This window comes from Kocuria sp. CNJ-770, from assembly GCF_001942375.1.
Taxonomy (GTDB): Bacteria; Actinomycetota; Actinomycetes; order Actinomycetales; family Micrococcaceae; genus Kocuria; species Kocuria oceani.
This window is the reverse complement of sequence record NZ_MKJW01000131.1, coordinates 14,367-15,814: the sequence shown is the minus strand read 5'-3', so window position 1 is coordinate 15,814 and position 1,448 is coordinate 14,367. Positions and strand designations below refer to the sequence as shown.

At 65.1% G+C, this 1,448-nt stretch carries 2 protein-coding genes; both read right to left on the bottom strand.

Translation table 11 applies throughout. The features are described from left to right. A partial coding sequence (locus tag BJF77_RS15890) for a hypothetical protein (protein WP_222845020.1) occupies nt 1–689 on the bottom strand: 689 nt, incomplete at its 3' end. 270 nt (nt 690–959) lie between these two features. Next, complete coding sequence (locus tag BJF77_RS15885) at nt 960–1,175, bottom strand: hypothetical protein (protein WP_075872786.1); 216 nt, start codon at nt 1,173–1,175, stop codon at nt 960–962. Between the last annotated feature and the right edge of the window lie 273 nt (nt 1,176–1,448).

Here is a 1,448-nt window from a genome sequence, read left to right as displayed (position 1 = left end):
CCCGCCAAACGATAAGCCTGCTTCCAATCCGACCGGGCCGCCCCCACCGTCAAAGGCTGAACCGTCGCATGAGCTGGCCACAGCGGAGCTGTCCGCTGGGCAAGGGCGGCTTGGACTTCCCGCCGCTGCGCGGCGGCTTTGGCGGAGGGTCGCGGCGTAGCCGCGTCCTTTGGGGAAAGGTCTTCGCGCGCGTGCGGGGGAGAACATACCCCCTTCGGGGGGACCGGGCCGACATTTATATCCACAACCGCTGCTGCCTCCTCTTCCGTCTTCTCGGCCGGCGTGGGCGCCGGTTTCGGGGGTGCGGGGACGGTGAGGGCGTAGACGGGGGCCTCGCCCTGCTTCTTGCCCGTGGACCGCGGGGTGTAGCGGGCGGAGCGGCCGGTGGCCACCACGGCGAGCAGCCCCCAGTCCTTGAGCCGGCGGATCATCCGCCCCACAGAGTCCTCGTGCACCCCGAGGCGCTCGGCCACCCATCCCCAGGTGGTGCGCCAGGTCCGTGAGGCCGGGTCCTGCTGCAGGGCAATTACCTCGACCAGGGCGGCCATGTTGGCCCGGCCGTCGGCGCGCATCAGCTCCAGGGCCGGGTGCTCCAGCACGGCACGCTTCCACGCGACCACGTGCCGGGCCAGACGGCAGCCCTTGGGCACGGCGCGCAGCACCACGGCCTTGGAGCGTTCGTAGGCCACCCGCACCCGTCGACGGTGCGAGGGGAGCTCCGCGGGGGACTCGAGGGCAGCCTCGGGGGAGGAGTGTGACCGAAAATCGGCGCGTTTGAGTGACGAGGGGTCCATTTGCGGACGCGCCTCAGGTACACTAGGGGACACAACAGTCCCCTGGTATTGGGTTCATGACAGGTTCCGATTCAGTTAGCTGTTGAAACGGCTGTCTAGGTCGCCAAACTTGCGACAGCCGGATGACTTCGACGGCCCGCCCTGCCAAGGCGGGCCGTCAGTCGTTTAAGCAGAGTTAGCCAGCGGTAGGCGCGGCTCCTCCCTGTTGTCGAGCTTGTTGGGTCGTCCCGCATCGCGGTCGATCAAGGCACCGATGTACTCGGCCATGCTGAGTCCCGTTCGATGAGAAGCTTCGACGGCCGCGCGATGCTGCTCAGGAGACACACGCGTGGACAAAGCCACTTTGTGTCCTTGCAGCTTCGGTTGCTGGTACTCGGTCATGAAGTCATCGTTGCACACCGCAACCGCAACCGGTAGCGGTGTGGGGTGTGTCTCCACGATTTCTTGGCCCCCTTGATTCTGAAACCTGAGGTGGTAAAGGTTCACTGAAGGCTCCCGCCTGGGTGCATCGCATCAACCATACAGTCTTTTGAACATGTTCAACATAAACATGTTCAAGTTCCGGGTAGCCTGGAGGGCATGTCTTGGCTAGGGGGAACTGTTTCCCGTTCCGACTCCGATGTGCTGGCTGAGCTGCCGGACCATCTCACCTGG

Excerpts from the sequence above, each read along its gene's own strand:
- BJF77_RS15885 (WP_075872786.1), bottom strand. The coding sequence starts at position 1,175 with ATGACCGAGTACCAGCAACCGAAGCTGCAAGGACACAAAGTGGCTTTG.